Source organism: Arthrobacter sp. sptzw32, from assembly GCF_059089735.1.
Genome location: NZ_JBNHEZ010000003.1, coordinates 343101 through 363230 on the forward strand (window position 1 = coordinate 343101; position 20130 = coordinate 363230).

Annotated in this window: 14 protein-coding genes; 9 read left to right on the top strand and 5 right to left on the bottom strand. The window is 65.0% G+C overall.

What is annotated here, in order from left to right; all coding sequences use genetic code 11:
• A complete protein-coding gene (locus AC5RVN_RS08125; protein ID WP_494137577.1) occupies positions 1-1734 on the bottom strand; it encodes a flavin monoamine oxidase family protein in 1734 nt (577 codons plus the stop codon).
• Positions 1731-3263 carry an amino acid permease gene (locus AC5RVN_RS08130; RefSeq protein ID WP_494104583.1) on the bottom strand — a complete coding sequence of 511 codons (1533 nt, stop codon included), beginning with the start codon at positions 3261-3263 and terminating at the stop codon, positions 1731-1733. The genes AC5RVN_RS08125 and AC5RVN_RS08130 overlap by 4 nt, the downstream gene beginning before the upstream one ends.
• 110 nt (positions 3264-3373) lie before the next feature.
• Here AC5RVN_RS08130 and AC5RVN_RS08135 point away from each other — a divergent pair, with 110 nt between their 5' ends.
• Positions 3374-5011 carry a PucR family transcriptional regulator gene (locus tag AC5RVN_RS08135; protein ID WP_494137578.1) on the top strand — a complete coding sequence of 546 codons (1638 nt, stop codon included), beginning with the start codon at positions 3374-3376 and terminating at the stop codon, positions 5009-5011.
• Here the strand turns inward: AC5RVN_RS08135 and AC5RVN_RS08140 are convergent.
• Positions 4990-5784: a nitrilase-related carbon-nitrogen hydrolase gene (locus tag AC5RVN_RS08140; protein ID WP_494137579.1), complete on the bottom strand. Its 795-nt coding sequence runs from the start codon at positions 5782-5784 to the stop codon at positions 4990-4992. The two genes, AC5RVN_RS08135 and AC5RVN_RS08140, sit on opposite strands and share 22 nt — an antisense overlap.
• Positions 5785-5987: 203 nt before the next feature.
• Here AC5RVN_RS08140 and AC5RVN_RS08145 point away from each other — a divergent pair, with 203 nt between their 5' ends.
• The 7 genes from AC5RVN_RS08145 (at position 5988) to AC5RVN_RS08175 (ending at position 14510) form a co-directional block, all read left to right on the top strand.
• On the top strand, positions 5988-7178 hold the full coding sequence (locus tag AC5RVN_RS08145; RefSeq protein WP_494104580.1) for an ROK family transcriptional regulator: 1191 nt from the start codon (positions 5988-5990) through the stop codon (positions 7176-7178).
• 132 nt (positions 7179-7310) lie between these two features.
• Positions 7311-8867 (top strand): multiple monosaccharide ABC transporter ATP-binding protein, encoded by a 1557-nt coding sequence (mmsA, locus tag AC5RVN_RS08150; protein ID WP_494104579.1) that lies wholly within the window; start codon positions 7311-7313, stop codon positions 8865-8867.
• Positions 8868-8911: 44 nt separating this feature from the next.
• Positions 8912-10198 carry a multiple monosaccharide ABC transporter permease gene (gene mmsB / locus AC5RVN_RS08155; protein WP_494041102.1) on the top strand — a complete coding sequence of 429 codons (1287 nt, stop codon included), beginning with the start codon at positions 8912-8914 and terminating at the stop codon, positions 10196-10198.
• A 46-nt stretch (positions 10199-10244) separates the two neighbouring features.
• Entirely contained in the window at positions 10245-11342 is a 1098-nt protein-coding gene (locus AC5RVN_RS08160) for a substrate-binding domain-containing protein (RefSeq protein ID WP_494041103.1), read from the top strand.
• A gap of 106 nt (positions 11343-11448) precedes the next feature.
• Complete coding sequence (locus AC5RVN_RS08165; RefSeq protein ID WP_494137580.1) at positions 11449-12543, top strand: Gfo/Idh/MocA family protein; 1095 nt, start codon at positions 11449-11451, stop codon at positions 12541-12543.
• Positions 12544-12729: 186 nt separating this feature from the next.
• Positions 12730-13953 (top strand): serine/threonine-protein kinase, encoded by a 1224-nt coding sequence (locus tag AC5RVN_RS08170; RefSeq protein ID WP_494137581.1) that lies wholly within the window; start codon positions 12730-12732, stop codon positions 13951-13953.
• A complete protein-coding gene (locus AC5RVN_RS08175; protein WP_494137582.1) occupies positions 13950-14510 on the top strand; it encodes an FIMAH domain-containing protein in 561 nt (186 codons plus the stop codon). The genes AC5RVN_RS08170 and AC5RVN_RS08175 overlap by 4 nt, the downstream gene beginning before the upstream one ends.
• Positions 14511-14661: 151 nt before the next feature.
• On the opposite strand, the gene AC5RVN_RS08180 is transcribed toward AC5RVN_RS08175, so the two are convergent.
• Positions 14662-16881, bottom strand: coding sequence for an NADP-dependent isocitrate dehydrogenase (locus AC5RVN_RS08180; protein WP_494137583.1), 2220 nt, complete (start codon positions 16879-16881; stop codon positions 14662-14664).
• A 334-nt stretch (positions 16882-17215) separates the two neighbouring features.
• On the opposite strand from AC5RVN_RS08180, the gene AC5RVN_RS08185 reads away from it, so the two are divergent.
• Positions 17216-18217: a trypsin-like serine peptidase gene (locus AC5RVN_RS08185; RefSeq protein ID WP_494137584.1), complete on the top strand. Its 1002-nt coding sequence runs from the start codon at positions 17216-17218 to the stop codon at positions 18215-18217.
• Positions 18218-18316: 99 nt separating this feature from the next.
• Here the strand turns inward: AC5RVN_RS08185 and purH are convergent, their stop codons facing one another.
• Positions 18317-20017, bottom strand: coding sequence for a bifunctional phosphoribosylaminoimidazolecarboxamide formyltransferase/IMP cyclohydrolase (gene purH / locus AC5RVN_RS08190; protein WP_494137585.1), 1701 nt, complete (start codon positions 20015-20017; stop codon positions 18317-18319).
• Positions 20018-20130: the final 113 nt, after the last annotated feature.

Here is a 20130-nt window from a genome sequence, read left to right on the forward strand (position 1 = left end):
TCAGTCCAGGCTGATGGGGCCGATCTCCTCGAGCAATTCGCCCGGCCCCGGATTGCCCGGCGCGGAGGAACCACCCAGATGGTTCACCACGCCCCATACGGCGTTGAGCCCGGTGGTCACAGCGCCTTCGGCCCAGCCTGCCGTGAACGAGACGTCGTCGCCTGCCAGGAAGATCCCCCGCTGGGATTCGGGCAGGGTGTCCTGTTTGAAGTGCGTGAACAGCCGCTGCTGGTAGCGGTAGTGCCCGGGCAGGTTGGCCTTGAACGCGCCCATGAAGTTCGGATCGGCCTCCCAGGAGACAGTGATCGGCTGGCCCACGATGTGCCCGGCGATGTCCACTCCCGGGTAGATCTGCTCCAGCGAGTGCAGCATCAGTTCAACGCGCTCGTCGGCGTCCAGCGCCAGCCACTTCAGGGCATCATCGTTCCAGGTGTAGGACAGCAGGATGACGGCAGGCTGGTCCGGTCCGTTGTCCAGGAGGTAGGTGGCGCGGTTGAGCCGGTCCGTGAGGGTCATGGAGAGTACCTCGTTGCCTGTGTCCGGATCGATGTCCTTCCAGAACGGCCGGTCCACCATGACAAAGGTTTTGGAGGACTGCATGTAGTGCGAGCGCTCGATGGCGGTCCAGAGTTCCGCTGGGAACAGGGCCTCCTCGGTGTGGATTCGGGTGGAGAGCAACCAGGACTGGCAAGTGGTCACCACTGCGGGGTAGCTGGCTTCACGGCCCCAGTGTTCACGGATCCGCAGGTTCCCGTCCGGGTCCCGGCTGATCCTGCCCACGGCGCCGCGCGGCGAGCCGGAGTGAAGTGACGCCAGCGAAGTGCCTTCCGGCCAGTGGGCCATGCCCGACGGCGCGTGCTGCCATAGTGCCTCAGGCAACCGCTGCGCTCCCCCGCGGATAAGCCGGTGCTGGTCGTCCGCGTCCGTGTACACCACCCGGAGGATTTCCAGGATGGAGTTGGGAAAGTCGGTGTCCCAGCCGCCGGTGCCGAAGCCCACCTGGCCAAAGGCCTCGCGGTGTGCGAAGCCGGCCTTTTTGAAGGACTCGCTGGCGGCGATGAAGCCGTAGAAGGTCTGCTCGTCCATCAGCGGCAGCAGCGCGTTCCACAGCTCCTTGATCCGTGCCGTGTCCCGGGAACGGATGGCCTGCTGCATCTCGGCAAACCGGGCGCCGTCATTTACGGCTGCCTTCCAGGCGTCCGCCACTTCGCGGAAGAACGGCGGAAGGTCACTCGGCTTTTCCGCATAGTGCTTTTGGCCGGCCAGCTCAATGACTGTGCTGGAGGTGGCCGGGGACAGCGGGTTGGGGAACTCTTCGGTTTCCAGGCCGAGCAGGTCCACGTAGTGGTAGAACGCCTTGCCGGATTCCGGGAAGCGCATGCCGCCGAGGTCGGCCACAACGCCGGGCGCGGCGGGAAAAGAAGCAGTGCGCAGGCGTCCGCCGATCCGGTCGGCCTCGTACACTACCGGCCGCAGCCCCAGCTTCATCAGCTCATACGCGGTGACCAGGCCGGAAAGGCCCGCTCCGATGACGGCCACTTCCGTGCCCAGCAGTTCGGGCGGCACGGAGCCCAGGCCCTCCGGGTGGGCCAGGTAGTGGTCGTAGCTGAACGGGAAGTCCGGGTTCAGCATGGTGATGGGTCCTGCGGGGGCGCCGCCGGGAGCGGGGGCTGCTGCCGGTGTGGCTGAGGTGCTGGACGGGTCTGAAGCCGGCAGTTCGGTGGCGATGGTCATGGAAGTTCCGCCTTGGTTGGTTCGGTGGTTGATTCTGTTGACAGCGCGCGGTACTCCTCGTTGCTGAGGGCAGCCACCCTTGAGTTCCGGCGTCCGTAACCGAAGTAGGCGGCCACGCCCACGAGCATCCAGAGGGCGAAGACAACCCAGGTGTCCGCGCCGAGGTTGGCCATGAGGTAGGCGCACATGGCAGCGCCCAGGATGGGTGTGAGCGGGAAGAGGGGCACGCGGAAGGTACGCTCCAGCTCCGGGCGCGCACGGCGCAGGTAGATGACGGCGACATTCACCAGGGCGAACGCAAACAAGGTGCCGATGCTGGTGGCATCCGCCAGCGCCCCCAGCGGTACGAGCCCGGCGGTCAGGGCGACGGCGGTTCCCACCAGGAGCGTCCCGGCCACGGGAGTGCCGGTGCGGCGGGAGACGCGGCTGAACACTTTTGGTATGAGCCCGTCACGGGACATCGACAGCAGGATGCGGGTTTGCCCGTAGAGCACTGTCAGGACAATGCTGGCGATGGCCAGCACGGCGCCCACCGCGAAGACCAGGGCAATCCAGGGCTGGCCGGTGGTCTCTTCGAGGATCTTCACCAGCGCGGCTTCTGTGCCGTCGAACCAGCCCCAGGGCCGGGCCCCGATGGCGGCAACCGCCACCAGGACGTAGATGGTGGTGACAATCAGCATGGACCACATGATGGCCCGGGGCAGGTCGCGCTTGGGGTTCCGCGCTTCCTCGCCCGCGGTGGACGCGGCATCGAAGCCGATGTAGGAGAAGAAGACGCGGGAAGCTGCGGCGGAGACACCGGCGGCGCCCATGGGCAGCAGCGGCTCAAAGTTGCCCGCATTGAAGGCTGTGAAAGCAACCGCGCAGAAGAACAGCAGGATGCCCACCTTCACCACCACGATGGAGGTGTTGATCCAGGCGCTTTCCTTGGCGCCGCGGACCAGAAGGATGGTTGCCAGCACCACAATGATCATGGCGGGGATGTTGACAACGCCGCCATCGCCGGGCGGCTGCGACACCGCATCCGGCAGGACGGAACCGAAGACAGCGAGGGTCTCGTTGACGTACTGTCCGGCGCCCACGGCGACGGCGGCCACTGACACGGCGTACTCCAGCACCAGGCACCAGCCGCAGATCCACGCCATCCCTTCGCCCATGGTGGCGTAGGTGTAGGAGTAGCTGGAACCGGCCACGGGCACCAGACCGGCCATCTCGGCGTAGGACACCGCGGACAGCAGCGCGGCCAGGCCTGCGATGGCGAACGAAATCCAAATAGCGGGGCCCGCGAGCGGAACCGATTCGCCCAGGATCACCAGGATGCCTGTACCCAGGGTTGCCCCGACGGAGATCATGGTCAGCTGCAGGACACCGAAGCTGCGGACCAGCCGCGGCCCACCGTCGTTGCTTTCGGCTTCGCTGACCATCTGCGCGATGGGCTTGCGGCGCAGCAGCTGGGCTCCCAGGGCGGGACGGGCCGCTGATCCGGGCGCGCCGCCCGGGGCCCGGCCGGAAAGTGTAGGCACAGTCATCGTTGACGTCCGTTCGTGTCGTTGGCTGGTTGAACTGGTTTTCCCCTCACCCAGACTAGGGGTGTGAGCCTCATCTCAAAGAGGTGCAAAGTGCCCTATAGTTTTCACCCATGAGACGTAATGCACCAGCCATCCATGGTAGCCCGGACCAGTTGGACGCCGTCACGCTGGGACAGTTCCTCGCAGCCCTGCCGGCAGCGGTGCGGGTGGTGCATGACGCCGGCAACGGCCAGGTGCCCCTGCGGTGGGTGGAACCAAGCGAGTTGGAGGACCCCACCCCGTACCTCCTGGACGGCGAGTTTGTCCTCACCGCCGGCCTGCCGTTCCGCGAAGGCGTCAACGCCGACGGCGGCTGGAGCCAAAGCACGGCCCGGGCGGAGGAGTATGTCCGCCGCCTGGTGAATGCCGGCGTCACAGCCCTGGGCTTCGGACTGGAGCCCTACTACGACGCGGTGCCGGACCACGTGGCGGCTGCCTGCCGGGAGCAGGGACTCACCCTGGTGGAGGTGCCTGCCAGCGTGCCCTTTGCCGCCCTGGGCCTGGAATTTTCCAAGCTCCTGGAGTCCGGCAACGCCCAGGTGTTCCGGCAGCTGGCGGAGACCAACCGCCACCTCATGCGGGCCGTACTTTCGGCCCGGCCGGAGCATGAGCTCCTGGCGGCACTGACCCAGCGCGTTCCCGTCTGGGCGGTCCTTTTTGGCGCCGACGGCCGCGTGCGCGCCAAAGCAGGTGCCGGCGTCGACCTCTCCCTGCTCCAGCCCCTGCTCAAAAAACTCCTCACCGGAAGCGGACCACGGGTGGAAACGGAAACGCTCGACTCCCCCGGCTCCGCACTGATTTTCGGCCATCCCCTCCGCAGCAGCAAGGATGCGACCTTGGGCAGCCTGATCCTGGGCGCGGACAAAGCACTGACCCCCGCACAAAACAGCGTGGTCTCGTCCGTCGTGGGGCTCCTGGAACTGCTGGTCCGCCAACGGACCAGCGGGTCCCTGGCACCCAGCCAGCTGGCCACTGCCCTGCTGCTGCACCCGGAGAGCCCGGGCGGGGGCAGCAGCCGGCAGCAGAACGTCTTGAAGGATCTGCTGGCGCAAAGCGTCTCGGGAACACGGTCCAGCCCGGTCCGGGTGGTCCAGGGCGTGCGGGTGGACAGCCTTCCGACGGCGGAGGACGGGCCCGTCCGGGAGCTGCTGCAGTGGCGCCGGATCTTCGACAGCAAAATGGTTGAGCTGACCGATTACGGCTTCGCGGCAGTTACGCGGCTGAAGGTGGATGACCAGCTGGTGGCCGAGGTGGAGCAGCTCGGCTGGCGCCTGGTGGTGGGTGAGCCCGCTGAGCTGTCCGGCCTGCCGGAGGCCTACCGCCGCGCCGCGTCGCTCCGGCCCCGGGTGCTGGCAACGGGCAAAAGCGTGCGAGTGGAGGAGGTCACCTGGTCCGTTGCCGGACTGCTGGGCAGGGAGGCCGGCAGCATGCTGGCTGCCCGGCTCCTGGCACCGATCCTTGAGTTGGAGCCTGAACGCCGGACGGCCCAGCTTCGGGTTCTGCGGTCCTGGCTTGCTGCCAACGGAAGCTGGGATGCCACGGCCAAGGACCTGGGACTGCACCGCAACAGCGTGCGGCGCCAAATTACCGCCATTGGGGAATTGCTGGACCTGGACCTCGGGCTTGCGCAGTCCCGGGCCGAGCTGTGGATTGCGCTGCAGTATGAGGACGATCCGGATCCCGGTTCTCAGGCACCCCAGGAACGGTAGACATCAGGGCGGCGTTCTTCAAGGTAGGGCACCTCGGTGCGTGCCTTTGCGGCAGCGCCTTCCTTCAACGCCGCGATAAGGAGCTGCGGCTCCCCGCCGGCCGCAGCCAGCAACCTGCCGTCCGGCCCGGTGATGACGCTGCCGCCAAGGAACCGGAAGCCTTCCTCCACCCCTGAATGGTTGGCGTAGGCAATGGTCATTTGGCTTTCCAGCGAGCGGGCCCGCAGCAACACTTGCGGGACGTCATCGAACCCGTGCCCCAGCGCAGTGGGCACGAGGAGCAGCTCGGCGCCGGCTACGGCCGCCGCCCGGACCGCTTCGGGGAATTCCACGTCGTAGCAGATGACCATCGAGGTGGGGATCCCGTTGAAGTCCACGACGGCGGGAGGCTGGGCGGCCGGGGTGAAGGCTGCACGCTCGTCAGGGCCAAAAAGGTGCACCTTTGCGTAACTGAGCAGGGTGCCGCCGTCGGCGTCCAGGAGGGTTGCACCTATGTGCCACTCCCCCTGCCCAGAGACTTCGGGAAGGCTGTAGACCAGTCCGATGCGGTGGCGGCGGGCGATGGCTTCGAATTGCCGGTGCAGGGCCGGCAGGCGGGCGGGGTCCAATTCACCGCGGACCCGGCGGGGCGCGTAGCCAACCGGGAAGAGCTCGGGGGTCACCAGCACTGCCGCGCCGGCAGCAGCAGCGGCCTCTGCGGCTGCCTCGATGGTGGCGCAGTTGGCGTCAACATCCATCACCACAGCATTGGCCTGCAGGAGTGCCAGCAACACGGCGCCGCCTTTCCATCGTCGGATCAGCCTCCACGGGAGGCCTTCGACTCCAGACTAGCTTCGACCTCAACCGGATTTGCGGGTCTTTTGCACCTCTTCGCACTCGATGGAGGGCAATTCGCCCAGCCGCCCCGGAGGCCACTCAAGCGCATCCATGCGTTAACTTCTTGACTACAAGAGTGCCATGAGGCAATCTTTCAAGCATGCCCGCAACTTCGCGCTCAACGAGGAGCAAGCCCAAAAATCCCGGCTCACAATCTGCCCTGCGGCAATTGAACCAGCAGCGGATCATCGAGTCGCTGATGGGCGGGCCTTCCACCCAGGCCGAACTGGCCCGGCAGACCGGGCTCTCCACCGCAACGGTGTCAAACATCGTCAGGATCATGCTCGATTCAGGCATGGCTTCAACTGAGCCCATCACCAGTTCCGGCCGCAGGGCACTCAACGTCAGGCTCAACAGCAATGGTGCAGTGGCAGTGGGAATCGACTTCGGGCGCAGGCATCTCCGGGTGGTGCTGGCTTCCCTGAGCTATCACGTCATTGCCGAGGAATCCGTCACGCTGCCGCTTGGCCACCAGGCCGAGGAAGGCATCCAGGCGGCAGTGGTCCTGCTCGACAAACTCCTGGACGAAAGCGGGGTGGCCCGGAACGCCGTGGTGGGTGCCGGCGTCGGAATTCCCGGACCAATCGACCGGCGCTCAGGCACAGTGGCCCAGGGCGCCATCCTTCCTGAGTGGGTGGGCATCAACATCCTCCAGCACCTGGAAGAACGGCTGAACATCCCCGTCTTCGTTGACAATGACGCCAATCTGGGCGCGTGGTCGGAGGTGACATGGGGCCAGCACACGGGGGTCAGCAACCTGCTGTTTTTGAAGATTGGCTCAGGCATTGGGGCAGGCCTCATCCTGAACGGCGCGCCCTACTACGGCAACGTCGGGATCACTGGCGAGATCGGCCATGCCACCATCCACGAACAGGGCCTGGTGTGCCGCTGCGGCAACCGCGGCTGCCTCGAGACAATAGCCTCCACCACCACCATGATCGAACTGCTGAGCCGCGGCGGGGACCGGCCACTGACGCCTGCAGATATCGTGCGCAAGGCCCTGGCCCGGGACTCGGCAACCCTCCGCGTCCTTGATGACGCAGGGCTCGCCGTCGGCCGTGCGCTCGGCAACGTCGCGAACCTGATCAACCCCGAAGTAATCGTGGTTGGCGGTCCGCTGGCAGGCCTGGGTGAGCTCTTCCTGGATCCCATCCGGAGGGGCCTGGTAAGGCATGCGGTTCCCGTCATCGGCGAGACAACAGCGCTGGCCATGTCCTCCCTGGGCGACCGTGCGGAGGCGCTCGGAGCGGCAGCGCTGGTGTTCCAGCACGCGGGAATCCGGAAGAACTAGACCGTTTCGTTATTCGGGATATGCGTTAAAGACTTGACGACAACCCGCGTGATCCAGTTTACTTTTGCATCAGACGGCCCTGCGCTTTGCCCGGCCGGACAAAGAAGTCATCGCATTGGAGGGTTAGGGCATATGACGTCCCAGACCACGCATTCGGACCCGATCATCCTCGAGATGCGGTCCATCACCAAGGAATTCCCCGGCGTTAAAGCGTTGGCCGATGTGAACCTGCGGGTGAAGGCCGGCGAGATCCACGCCATCTGCGGCGAGAACGGTGCAGGCAAGTCCACCCTGATGAAGGTTCTCTCGGGCGTATACCCCTACGGCAGCTACGACGGCGACATCGTCTACCAGGGCCAGGTGCAGCAGTTCCGCGACATCCGGGCCAGCGAGCACGCCGGCATCGTGATCATCCACCAGGAACTTGCGCTGATTCCGGAACTCTCCATCACGGAGAACATCTTCCTGGGCAACGAGCCCACCAAGCGCGGCGTCATCGACTGGGGCGAAGCCCGGCTGCGCTCCCTGGACCTGCTGGCCCGCGTCGGCCTACAGGAGGACCCGGACACCCCCATCAAGGAAATCGGCGTCGGCAAGCAGCAACTGGTAGAAATCGCCAAGGCCCTGAACAAGTCCGTCAAGATCCTCATCCTTGATGAACCCACGGCGGCCCTGAATGAGTCCGACTCCCAGCACCTGCTGGACCTGATGCTCGGCCTGAAGGCAAAGGGCATTACCAGCATCATCATCTCCCACAAGCTCAACGAGATTGAGCAGATCGCCGACTCCATCACCATCATCCGCGACGGCAAGTCGATCGAAACGCTGGACGTGAAAGCGGACGGCGTGGACGAGGATCGGATCATCAAGGGCATGGTGGGCCGGACCCTGGAATCCCGCTTCCCGGAGCACACCCCGAAAATCGGTGAGGTGTTCTTCGAGGTCAAGAACTGGACCGTGGGCCACCCGAACGTCCAGGACAGGCTGGTCTGCAAGAACTCAAGCTTCTTCGTCCGCCGCGGTGAGATCGTTGGCTTCGCCGGACTGATGGGCGCGGGCCGTACCGAACTTGCCAGGTCAGTGTTCGGCCGTTCCTACGGCCGGTTCATCAACGGCCAGATCTACAAGGACGGCCGTGAGATCACCCTGAAATCAGTCCGGCAGGCCATTGACGCCGGACTGGGATACGTCACCGAGGACCGCAAATCCCTGGGCCTGAACCTGCTGGACGACATCAAAACCACCACGGTGGCCGCCAACCTGCGGAAAATCAGCCACAACTCCGTGGTGGACCCGAACCAGGAGTTCACCGTGGCAGAGCAGTACCGCAAGTCACTGCGGACCAAGACCCCATCGGTGGAGGAAGGCGTAGCCAAACTCTCCGGCGGCAACCAGCAGAAAGTGGTCCTCGCCAAGTGGATGTTCACCGACCCCGACCTGCTGATCCTGGACGAACCGACCCGCGGCATTGACGTCGGCGCCAAATACGAGATCTACGGCATCATCCAGCAACTGGCCAACCAGGGGAAGGGAGTCATCGTCATTTCCTCGGAGCTGCCCGAGCTCCTGGGCCTTTCGGACCGTATCTACACAATTTTCGAAGGCGCCATCACCGGTGTCCTGGACAAAGACGAGGCCAGTCAGGAAAGCCTGATGAAACTGATGACCTCCGCCCGCAAAGCCGCCTGACCCCTGGACCAGCCCAGAACATTCCGGACACAAGGACTGACACAATGAACGCCCTCAAGAAGCTCTTTGGCGGAAACACCCGCCAATTCGGCATGATCTTCGCCCTCGTGGCACTGATCATCTTCTTCCAAATTGCCACCGACGGCCGGACCCTCACTCCCGGCAACGTCATCAACCTCTTCAACGGCAACTCCTACATCCTGATCCTGGCGATCGGTATGGTGCTGGTGATCATCGCCGGGCACATCGACCTTTCAGTCGGTTCCGTGGCCGCCTTTGTGGGAGTCACCGTGGCCCTGGCCATCCGTGACTGGGGAATCCCCTGGTACGCCGGCGTCCTCCTGGGCCTGGTGCTCGGTGCGGTGATCGGCGCCTGGCAGGGCTGGTGGACGGCCTACGTGGGCATACCGGCGTTTATCGTCACCCTTGCCGGCATGCTCCTGTTCCGCGGCTTCAACCAGTTCGTGGGCAAGTCCAACACCATTCCGGTCCCCAGCGACTTCCAGTACCTCGGCGCAGGCTACCTTCCCGAGGTGGGCCCGGACACCGGATTCAACAACCTGACCCTGCTGCTGGGCATCGCGGCCGCGGCATTCGTTGTATGGGGCGAACTGCGCTCCCGGGCCCGCGCAAAGGCACTGGGTGCTGAAGTTCCGGAAATGTGGGTCACCGCCCTGAAGCTGGTCCTGATCAGCGGCGCCATCCTTTACGCCACCTACCTGTTCGCCACCGGCCGCCCGGGCACTTCCTTCCCCATTCCCGGCCTGATCCTCGCGGTCCTGGTCCTGCTGTACGGTTTCATCTCCTCCCGCACCATCCTCGGCCGGCACGTCTACGCAGTGGGCGGCAACCGCCACGCTGCTGAACTCTCCGGTGTCCAGTCCAAGAAGGTCAACTTCCTGGTCATGATGAACATGTCCATCCTGGCCGGTTTGGCGGGCATGATCTTCGTGGGCCGTTCCACCGCCTCGGGCCCGTTCGACGGCGTGGGCTGGGAACTGGACGCCATCGCGGCCGTGTTCATCGGCGGCGCCGCAGTTACCGGCGGCGTGGGCACCGTGGTCGGGTCCATCATCGGTGGCCTGGTCATGGCCGTGCTGAACAACGGCCTGCAACTCCTCGGCGTCGGGGCGGACCTTACCCAGATCATCAAGGGCCTGGTGCTCCTGATTGCCGTCGCGTTCGATGTCTACAACAAGAGCCAGGGCAAGAAGTCGATCATCGGCATGCTGACGAGGAACTTCAACCGCCCCTCCGGCGGCGGCCCCAGCAACCCACTCCAGCCGGACGAGACCACCTCCACCAAGGAAGCGATCGCCAGGGAAGCCTGAGCGTTGGCCTGAACAGCGTTACACCAACACAGAAAGAGAACCAACAATGCGAATGATTGGTAAAGCAGGAAAGGCCGCAGCGGTTGCTGCCATCGCAGCACTGGCGCTGACGGGCTGCGGACGCTCCGAGCCCAGCACAGGCGGCGGAACCGAAGGCGCAGGAGGGTTCGAACAGAGCTCCTCCATCGGCGTCGCACTCCCCCAGAAGACCAGTGAAAACTGGGTCCTGGCGGAGAAGCTGTTCAATGACGGCCTCAACGGGGCGGGGTTCAAGGCTGACGTGCAGTTCGCCAACGGCGGCGTGTCCGAGCAGCAGAACCAGATCAGCGCCATGGTCACCAAGGGCGCCAAGGTCATCATCGTCGGCGCCATCGACGGCTCGCAGCTGGGCACCCAGCTGAAGCAGGCCAAGGATGCCGGCGCCACGGTCATCGCCTATGACCGCCTGCTGCTGAACACCGAGAACGTGGACTACTACGTGGCCTACGACAACTTCAAGGTGGGCGAGCTCCAGGGCCAGGCACTGCTGGACGGCCTCAAGGCCAAGAAGCCGGAGGGACCGTACAACATCGAACTGTTCGCCGGCTCCCCCGACGATGCCAACGCCAAGGTCTTCTTCGACGGCGCCATGAGTGTCCTGCAGCCGAAGATCGACGACGGCACCCTCAAGGTAGTGTCCGGGCAGACCAGCTTCGAACAGGCTGTGACCCAGGGCTGGAAGGCTGAGAACGCCCAGCGACGCGCTGATACGCTGCTCACCGGCAGCTACACCAACGAGTCACTGGACGGCGTCCTCTCCCCCAACGACACCCTGGCCCGCGCAGTCCTGACCTCGGTCAAGGCCGCCGGCAAGCCGACACCGGTCATCACCGGGCAGGACTCCGAAGTTGAGTCGGTCAAGTCCATCATGGCCGGCGAACAGTACTCCACCATCAACAAGGACACCCGGAAGCTCGTTGAGCACGCCATCACCATGGTGAAGGACCTCCAGGCCGGCAAGGAACTGGAGATCAACGACAAGGACTCCTACAACAACGGCGTCAAGACCGTTCCCGCATACCTGCTGGAGCCGGTCATCGTCACCGCTGAAAACGTGAAGACCGCCTACGCAGGCGACCCGGTCCTCGAACCGATCACCAAGTAAGCAGTTTGACCACTGAAAGGCCCGGTCCCGCGTTGCGGGGCCGGGCTTTTCGTTGCCTGCCCAACAACGCTCCCGGTTTCCAGCACCGCGGTGAGAGGATGGCACCATGAGTGCGCCTATCGCCAAGCCATGGTTGTCCACGCAGTCCGACCAGGATCCCCGTACCGCCACCGGGACTCCCCTCCGCTGGGGCGTTATCGCCACGGGCGGGATAGCAAGGTCGGTATCACAGGATCTTGCCTTGTTGACCGATGCCGAGCTCTATGCCGTCAGCTCGCGCGCGCAGGACACGGGCGACGCCTTCGCCGCCGCCTACGGGTTCGGCCGGGCATACGGGGACGACGCCGGGGCCCGCGGTTACGAACGCTTGCTCGCCGATGATGCGGTGGACGTGGTGTACGTGGCGACGCCGCACGCCCAGCACCATGAGATCGTGCTGGCTGCGCTCAACGCCGGCAAACACGTCCTCTGCGAAAAGGCCTTCACCATCAATGCCCGGGAGGCCGCCGAGCTGATCGAAGTGGCCCGAAGCCGGGACCTCTTCCTCATGGAGGCCGTGTGGAGCCGGTTTCTGCCGGCCATGCAGCGGGCCTTCGACATCGCAGCCTCCGGAGAAATCGGGGACATCCACTGGGTTACCGCGGACCTTGGCTTCCCCGCCCCCTACTCCCCCACCGCCAGGCTCTGGGCCAGGCAGGATGGCGGCGGCGCACTGCTCGACATCTCCGTTTACCCCCTGCTCTGGGCCCTGGGAACGCTCGGTTTTCCGCAGACAGTCAGCGCCACAGGACATGTAAATGACGACGGCGTAGACGCCCAGAATGCCTTGACCCTCGGCTACAACCACGGCGCACAGGTGCAGCTCACATCGTCGCTGCTCGCCCACGGCCCGCGCACAGCCACCGTCGCGGGCAGCAAAGGCTTCCTGCAGAGCATCGGATCCATCAACAATCCGCGGGAGCTGATCATTGGAACCGGCTGGGACGAACGCCGCGTTGAAACCTTCGATCCGGTGGGCCGCGGATACACCTACGAACTGCGCGAGGTAACGCGGTGCATCCAGCAGGGCCTCACCGAAAGCCCGGTGATGCCGCTGGAGGACACCTTGAACACCATGCGTCTGTTCGATGGAGTCCGGGCACAACTGGGGGTCAGCTACCCCAACGACGAACGGCTCGTGACCAAAGCGTCGTCAGCATAAAACGGCACCGCCGCCGATGAAGTGGCTCCGGACAGGCCGAATGCCCTGCCCCTGCCAACCTTTCCGGCATCAAGGCGGACCCCCGGCGTGTCGCAGAACATAAGCCGACAGCTAAGCGTCCGTTTACTCCACCGCCCGTATAATTTGATCTACGACAGTGCCGCAGCGCACCGGGAGGAACGGGTCATGGTGGCGGAATCGCCTAGCTCCATCAAGAATGAAGTGGTTGGCGGACGTTATCGGTTGGGCGAGGTTATTGGCCGCGGCGGGATGTCATCGGTTTACTGTGCCCGGGATGAAAACCTGGGACGCGACGTCGCCCTGAAGCTCTTTGCCCCGCAGGCTCCGGACGCCGATGAACTGAAGCGGCAGGAAGCGGAAATACAGCTTCTGGCCACGCTCAACCATCCCGGGCTCGTCACGCTTTTCGACGCCGGAATTGATGACCGGATCCCGGATGAGCCCAGGCCCTTCCTCACCATGGAACTCGTCGACGGGCAGGACCTGCGGGCCCGCATCCGGCACAGCCAGGTACCACTGGAGGAACTCGCAGTGATCGGCGCTGGTATCGCCGATGCGCTGGCGTATGTCCACGGCCTCGGGATCATCCACCGGGACATCAAGCCGGCCAATATCCTGCTGGTCCAGATCCGGCCCGGGGAGCCGCTGCGTCCCAAGCTCACAGATTTCGGCATTGCCCGGATCGCTGACTCCACCCGGCTGACGGCCACGGGAACAATGGTGGGCACTGCCGCCTACCTCAGCCCGGAACAAGCCCTGGGCCAGCCCCTGTCCTCCGCCTCTGACATCTACTCCTTTGGGCTTGTACTGCTTGAATGCATCAAGGGGACTGTGGAATACCCGGGCGGCGCCGTTGAATCTGCCGTGGCACGGCTGCACCGGGCGCCGGAGATCCCCGAGGACCTGCCGGCCGAGTGGGCTGACCTGATCCGCTCCATGACAGCCATCGAGCCACTTGAGCGCCCGGCCGCCGCGGACATCGAGACGTCCCTCAGGCAGGCACTGGTTTCGCCGGCGTCCACCCCGGGAGAGCTGATTCCCGAGACCACCAGGGTCCTGCCGGCAATGCCGTTCCACCCGCCCTCCATCACCGCTGAGGAGTCCGTGGATGAGCTCCGCGAGGCAGCCGGCCCCATAGAGCCGGCTCAAGCGGTCTCCCGCGCCGTCGGGGTTAACGGGAAACAGTCTAAGAAGGAGCGGACACCCGGGCCCCGGCGCGGACGGTTGTGGCTGGCAGTGCTCCTTGGCCTCGTGGTGGTGGCTGCAGCCGTAGCAGCAGCGCTCGCGAGCCTGTCCGCCCAGTCCGCGCCCGACGTCGTGCCCTATCCCACGGTGACCGGCGTCCTTGGCGAGCACCTGGAGGAACTCCAGAAGAGCGTGGAGCCGTGAGCTTGAAGCTGACGGCAAGGCATGTCCGGGTTGCCGCGGCGTGCACGGCGGCCGGGCTCCTGGCTGGCTGCAGTCCCAGCGACACCGGCCTGCAGGTTGCCGCTGCACGGCAACTCCAGGCACGGGTCCTGGAAGTGAGCGAGGCGTCCTCCAGGAATGATCCCGTAACCGCGGTCAAGGCACTGGAGGGCTTGGAAGCGGAGCTGGCCGCAGCCCACGGCAAGGGCCAAATTTCGGAGGAACGGCGCCAGACCATCACCACCGTCGCCGCGGCAGTCCGCGCCGACCTCGACGAGGCCATTGCGTCAGCGGCTAAGGCAGCGGAAGACGCGAAGATTACCGAGGACCTGGCGGCCGCCCCGGCTTCATCGCCGTCCCCCGGGACGCCCGCGCCGGCGCCGGCTCAGGCGCCCGAGCTTACCCAGGCCCCGGCGCCGGAACCGGCGCCCGAGCTTACCCAGGCCCCGGCGCCTGAGCCCGCTCCAGCCCCCGCGCCTGAAACCGGAAATGACAATGACAAAAAGGACAACGAGGGCAAGGGTAAAGACAAAGACTGATCGCTGGGCCTCTGCGCCCGACGGCGTCGCATGTGGTGCCGGCAACCGCCGGGCACACTGAGCCGCTGCCACACATGAAAGAGGCGGTGCACCGGGAACGAACCCCGGGGCACCGCCTCTTTTGTATTGGCAGTCCGTTGAAGCAGCCGCCCTAGCTCAGGGTGGCGAGAACCTTGTTCAGCGTCGCGGACGGGCGCATCACGGCGGAAGCCTTCGCGTCATCCGGGTTGTAGTAGCCCCCGATGTCCACCGGGGAGCCCTGGACCTCGGCCAGCTCGCCCACGATGGTTTCCTCCTTGGAGGAGAGCTCCTCGGCGACGGGGCCGAACGCGGCGGCCAGGTCGGCGTCGTCCGTCTGCTTGGCCAGTTCCTCGGCCCAGTAGCGGGCAAGGAAGTAGTGGCTGCCACGGTTGTCCAGTTCGCCTGCGCGGCGGCTGGGCGACTTGTTCTCCAACAGGAAAGTGCCGGTGGCACGGTCCAGGGTGTCGGCCAGGACCTGGGCCCGGGCGTTGCCCGTGGTGGTGGCCAGGTGTTCGAAGCTCACGGCCAGGGCCAGGAACTCACCCAGGCTGTCCCAGCGCAGGTGGTTTTCCTTGAGCAGCTGCTGGACGTGCTTCGGGGCGGATCCGCCGGCGCCGGTCTCGAAGAGCCCGCCGCCGTTCATCAGCGGAACAACGGAGAGCATTTTGGCGCTGGTGCCCAGCTCCAGGATGGGGAACAGGTCGGTGAGGTAATCGCGCAGGACGTTGCCGGAGACCGAGATGGTGTCCTCGCCCTTGCGGATGCGGTCCAGGGTGAACGCGATGGCCTTCACCGGGGACATGATCCGGATGTCCAGGCCCTCGGTGTCGTGCTCCTTCAGGTACTCGTTGACCTTGGTGATGAGGTTGGCGTCGTGCGGGCGTTCCTCGTCCAGCCAGAACACGGCCGGCGTCTGGGAGGCACGGGCACGGGTGACGGCCAGCTTGACCCAGTCTCGGATGGGCAGGTCCTTGGTCTGGCAGGCGCGCCAGATGTCACCCTCGGAAACCTGGTGTTCAATCAGGACGTTGCCGGAGCCGTCCACGATTTGAACGGTGCCGGCTTCCTGGATTTCGAAGGTCTTGTCGTGGCTGCCGTATTCCTCGGCTGCCTGGGCCATCAGACCCACGTTGGGTACGGTTCCCATGGTGGTGGGATCGTAGGCGCCGTTTGCACGGCAGTCGTCGAGGACCACCTGGTAGATGCCGGCGTAGGAGCTGTCCGGCAGCACCGCGAGGGTGTCCGCTTCCTTGCCGTCCGGGCCCCACATGTGGCCGGAGCTGCGGATCATGGCGGGCATGGAGGCGTCCACGATGACATCGCTGGGGACGTTGAGGGTGGTGATTCCCTTGTCCGAGTCCACCATGGCAAGGGCGGGACCCTCTTCGAGGCCCTTCTTGATGAGGGACTGGACGCCTTCACGGACGTCTTCCGGCAGGTCCTCAAGGCTGCTGAGGATGGCGGCCAGGCCGTTGTTCGGGCTGATTCCTGCGGCTGCGAGCTGCTTGCCGTAGGTATCAAAGAGCTCGGCGAAGTAGGCCTTGACCACGTGGCCGAAGATGATGGGGTCCGAGACCTTCATCATGGTGGCCTTGAGGTGGGCGGAGAACAGGATGCCCTCTTCCTTGGCGCGGGCAACCTGGGCCTTCAGGAACTCGTCCAGGGCGGCTGCGCGCATGACGGTACCGTCGATGACCTCGCCGGCCTGCACCGGGAAGGCCTTCTTCAGGACCTTGACCGGGCCGTCTTTCCGGACGAGCTGGATGGCGATGGTGCCCTCGGACTCGATGACAACGGACTTCTCGTTGGAGCGGAAGTCATCCTTGCCCATGGTGGCAACGTTGGTCTTCGAATCGGCGGTCCAGGCACCCATGGAGTGCGGGTTCTGGCGCGCGTAGTTCTTGACGGACAGGGGTGCGCGGCGGTCCGAGTTTCCCTCGCGCAGGACCGGGTTCACGGCGGAGCCCTTGATCTTGTCGTAGCGGGAGCGGACGGCAGTTTCCTCATCCGAGGACGGGTTGTCCGGGTAGTCCGGGAGGGCGTAGCCCTGGCCCTGCAGTTCGGCAATTGCTGCCTTCAATTGGGGGATGGAAGCGCTGATGTTGGGCAGCTTGATGATGTTGGCTTCCGGCGTCTTCGCCAGCTCACCGAGTTCAGCAAGGGCGTCACCGATCTGCTGCTCGGGCGTCAGGTAGTCACCGAAGACGGCGATGATGCGGCCGGCGAGCGAAATGTCGCGGGTCTCCACCTCCACACCTGCTGTCGAGGCGAACGCCTCGATGATGGGCAGGAACGAATAGGTAGCCAGCATCGGCGCTTCGTCGGTGTGGGTGTAGATGATCTTGGACATGCGCGGGCGTCTCCCTGTGGGTCGGCTTGGGTTGTGAAATTTGTTCAGTTTCACCATGTATAACCTACCCGAGGACAAGGGTTTGAACCCTACTGGAGCTTCTGGGTTACCCTGCCCGGGCGCAGGATTACAGCGATGGAAAACGTACGACGGCGTCCCGCACCCAGGTGCCCGCCCTGCCGAAATGTCCCAGCGCTTTCCCTCCCGCCGAAACCGGCCAGCCGGACCGCGTTGTGAGCTGGTCAAAGTACATTTACAAAAATTGACTGAGAGGATACATTCACATCGTCACTCTCGGCGCTTCCCACGTTTTCCCAGTTCAGACAGGACAACCATGACTCGCACAAGGTCCGCGGCCTTAGGCTTCCTGACCCTCTCGGCAGCCGCCGTTTTGGCACTCGGCGCAACGGGCGGAGCAAGCGCAGCACCTGCCGGTTCCGACAAAAAGGACACCACCGCCTCAGTGGGCGGGGCGCTTGAGAGCACGGGCGCTGCCGAGTACTGGACCGAAGAGCGGATGCGGAACGCGATCCCGGGTGAGGTGTTGGCAGCCAAGGCATTCGAACGCAGCAACCCCGCCAACCCCGATACTGTCGAAAAAGGCCAGGATAAGAAGCCGAAGCCGGCCAAGGGCAAGCTGACCATCGCTGTGCGTGAGGCCCCTGTTAAGCACGTTGGCAAGGTGTTTGTTTCCCTGGGCAGTGGCGACTACGTCTGCTCCGGCAACGCCCTGTCGTCAGCTAACGGAAGCGTTGTGGCCACTGCCGCGCACTGCCTCAGTGACGGTCCCAACTCGAAACCCACAAGGTTCGTCTTCGTCCCGGCATATGAGAACGGCCCGGCGCAGTACGGGGAATGGGTTGGAACGTCGTACCACCTGCCGAAAGAGTGGAACGAGACGGGCAGCATGAAGTACGACACCGGCTTCGTGGTGGTCACCCAGGACAAGAATCCTGAGCCCCTTACGGCGGTGGTGGGCGGTTCAGAGCCCCTCTTCGTCGGGCCCAGGGACGGCCTGACCATCAAGGCTTTCGGCTACCCGTCCTCCAAACCGTTCGACGGGCAGGCACTTTGGAGCTGTTCCGGAACCACCAGCCCGGATACCACCAACACCCAGTTTGAAAGCCGCGGCATTCCCTGCGACATGACCGGCGGCTCCTCCGGCGGGCCGTGGCTCGTCCAAGGCACCGACCCGTTTATAGCCGGGTACCAGAACTCAGTCAACAGCTACGGCTACAAGGGCGCCGGCGTTATGTACGGCCCGTACTGGGGGACGGAAATCCAGACGGCGTTCACCAGCGCCTCCCTTGCACCGGCCCTTGTTCCAGTCCCGTAGTACCTTCTCAAACAACGACGGCGCCTGGCCCCTTGGCGGGGACAGGCGCCGTCGTTGTTTATCCCACCGGGGCCCACGCCGTCATGGCGGCGGTGCGGCCTAGTGGAAGAAGTGTCGGGCTCCCGTGAAGTACATGGTGACGCCGGCCGCGTTCGCAGCAGCAATGACTTCCTCGTCGCGCACCGAACCGCCGGGCTGGACCACCGCGCGGACCCCGGCGTCGACCAGGATCTGCAGTCCGTCCGCAAACGGGAAGAAGGCGTCCGAGGCTGCAACGGCGCCGCGGGCTCGCTCGGGTGCTCCGCTCGCGCCTGAGCCTGCCGTCCCGACGTTGGTGGCACCGCCGGCTCCGTCGACGTCGGACTCCACCGTCACGCCCAGCGTGTTCGCCCGCTCGACGGCCAGGCGGCAGGAATCCAGGCGGTTGACCTGGCCCATGCCGATGCCCACGGCTGCGCCGTCCTGGGCCAGCAGGATGGCGTTGGACTTGGCGGCACGGCAGGCGGTCCAGGCGAAGGCAAGGTCTGCGAGGGTCTTCTCGTCCGCGGCTTCACCGGCGGCCAGGGTCCAGTTGGCGGGGTTGTCGCCGTCGGCATCCACCTTGTCAGTGACCTGGACCAGGACGCCGCCGGAAACCTGGCGGATCTCCGACGGGTAGCGGCCGTAACCTTCCGGCAGGGCAAGCAGGCGGATGTTCTTTTTCTTGGACAGGATCTCCACGGCTTCGGGTTCGAAACCAGGCGCAATGACAACCTCGGTGAAGATGTCCTTGACGGTGTTGGCCATGCCGGCGGTCACCGTGCGGTTGGCTGCGATGACGCCGCCGAACGCGGACACAGGGTCACAGGCGTGTGCTTTGGTGTGGGCATCGGCAATCGGATCAGCGGCATCCGCGGAACCGACGGCAACGCCGCAGGGGTTGGCGTGCTTGATGATGGCCACTGCCGGCTCGGCGAAATCGTAGGCGGCACGGAGGGCGGCGTCGGCGTCCACGAAGTTGTTGTAGCTCATGGCCTTGCCATGCAGCTGGTCAGCCTGCGCGATGCCCGCCGGAGCGGCCTTGTCCACGTAGAGCGCGGCCTGCTGGTGCGGGTTCTCGCCATAGCGAAGGACCTCGGAGCGTTCCAGGGAGAGGCCGGCGTAGGCGGGCCAATCAATCACTCCGTCGCCGTCTTCGTCCAGGAACTGGCTCGCGGTCCAGGTGGCCACGGCGTTGTCGTAGGAGGCCGTGTGGGCGAACGCCTTGGCGGCCAGCCGCCGTCGGGTGTTCAGGTCAAAGCCGCCCTCCGCGGCCGCGGTGACCACCTGGCCGTAGAAGGAAGGGTCCACCACGATGGCGACGGCAGCATGGTTCTTCGCCGCGGACCGCACCATGGCGGGGCCGCCGATATCGATCTGTTCGACCACGTCGTCCTGGGCAGCGCCGGATTTGACGGTTTCCACGAACGGGTAGAGGTTCACTACCACCAAATCGAAAGGCTCGATCTCCATGTTGACCAGCGTTTCCATGTGCGCCTCAACGCGGCGGTCGGCCAGGATGCCGCCGTGAACCCGCGGGTGCAGGGTCTTGACGCGGCCGTCCAGCATCTCCGGTGAACCGGTGACTTCCTCAACCTCCTGCACAGGGATGCCCGCGGCAGCAATCTTCTTGGCCGTGGACCCGGTGGATACCAGCTTCACTCCCGCGGCATGCAGGCCCTGGGCGAGCTCCTCCAGACCGGTCTTGTCGTAAACCGAGATCAGCGCCCGGCGGATGGGAACACGGTCAATGGATACGCGCTCATGCTGCGTGAAGCTCACAAATGTCTCCGTCTTATGTCGCGGAACAGTGCCGCGGTTGGTGGGGATAGGGCCAGTTTATCGCGAAGTGCACTTTGCCCCGCGTGAAGGCTCCGTGCACGCCGAAGTGTGAA

Coding starts and splice junctions, on each gene's coding strand:
- AC5RVN_RS08160 (WP_494041103.1), top strand. CDS start 10,245: ATGCGAATGATTGGTAAAGCAGGAAAGGCCGCAGCGGTTGCTGCCATC.
- AC5RVN_RS08165 (WP_494137580.1), top strand. CDS start 11,449: ATGAGTGCGCCTATCGCCAAGCCATGGTTGTCCACGCAGTCCGACCAG.
- AC5RVN_RS08125 (WP_494137577.1), bottom strand. CDS start 1,734: ATGACCATCGCCACCGAACTGCCGGCTTCAGACCCGTCCAGCACCTCA.
- mmsA (WP_494104579.1), top strand. CDS start 7,311: ATGACGTCCCAGACCACGCATTCGGACCCGATCATCCTCGAGATGCGG.
- AC5RVN_RS08170 (WP_494137581.1), top strand. CDS start 12,730: ATGGTGGCGGAATCGCCTAGCTCCATCAAGAATGAAGTGGTTGGCGGA.
- AC5RVN_RS08135 (WP_494137578.1), top strand. CDS start 3,374: ATGAGACGTAATGCACCAGCCATCCATGGTAGCCCGGACCAGTTGGAC.
- mmsB (WP_494041102.1), top strand. CDS start 8,912: ATGAACGCCCTCAAGAAGCTCTTTGGCGGAAACACCCGCCAATTCGGC.
- AC5RVN_RS08145 (WP_494104580.1), top strand. CDS start 5,988: ATGCCCGCAACTTCGCGCTCAACGAGGAGCAAGCCCAAAAATCCCGGC.
- AC5RVN_RS08180 (WP_494137583.1), bottom strand. CDS start 16,881: ATGTCCAAGATCATCTACACCCACACCGACGAAGCGCCGATGCTGGCT.
- AC5RVN_RS08130 (WP_494104583.1), bottom strand. CDS start 3,263: ATGACTGTGCCTACACTTTCCGGCCGGGCCCCGGGCGGCGCGCCCGGA.
- AC5RVN_RS08185 (WP_494137584.1), top strand. CDS start 17,216: ATGACTCGCACAAGGTCCGCGGCCTTAGGCTTCCTGACCCTCTCGGCA.